The sequence below is a fragment of the Stenotrophomonas sp. STEN021 genome, from assembly GCF_056760175.1.
In genome coordinates this window covers 1-714 of record NZ_JBRREH010000172.1, presented here as the reverse complement: position 1 = coordinate 714, position 714 = coordinate 1, and the positions used below count along the sequence as shown (strand labels likewise).

General features: G+C 57.7%; 1 protein-coding gene. It reads left to right on the top strand.

The window, feature by feature from the left end:
- On the top strand, positions 1-687 hold a 687-nt coding region (locus ACVOL0_RS20380; protein ID WP_481550630.1), incomplete at its 5' end, for an IS3 family transposase.
- Positions 688-714 lie beyond the last annotated feature (27 nt).

The window sequence follows — 714 nt, the reverse complement described above, 5'->3', positions numbered from 1 at the left end:
CAGACGCGGGTGCGTTACGGCTACCAACGCATCCACATTCTGCTACGTCGTGAAGGCTGGCCGATAAATCGCAAGCGCGTGCATCGGCTGTACAAGCTGGCAGGGTTGAATTTGCGCTCAAAGCGACCGCGGCGGCGCAGGGCCGCTGCGGACCGATTGGATCGACCCATACTCACCGCACCCAACCAGAGCTGGAGCATGGATTTCGTTAGCGATGCGCTCTTTGATGGACGCCGTTTCCGCTCGCTGACCGTGGTCGACAACTTCAGCCGCGAATGCCTGGCCATTGTCATGGGGCAGAGCCTGCGCGGCGAAGATGTTGTCGAAACGCTGGAACACCTGCGGCAGGAACGCGGTTCACCGCGCCGGGTTCAGGCAGATAACGGGCCTGAATTCATCAGTATCGTGCTGGACAAATGGGCTTACGATCACGGCGTTACGATCGATTTTTCGCGCCCGGGTAAGCCGACCGATAACGCGTTCGTCGAATCTTTCAATGGTTCATTCCGCGACGAATGTCTGAACGTGCACTGGTTCCTGTCCCTTGACGACGCCCGCCAGAAGATCGAAAACTGGAGAACCGATTACAATCATTTCCGTCCGCATTCGTCTCTGGGAAATGCCGCGCCAGCGCAGTTCGCCGAGGCATTTCGGACAGCCCCAAATACGCCGATTTTTCTACCTTAGATCGGCTCAAGATTTGGGAGGCCGTCA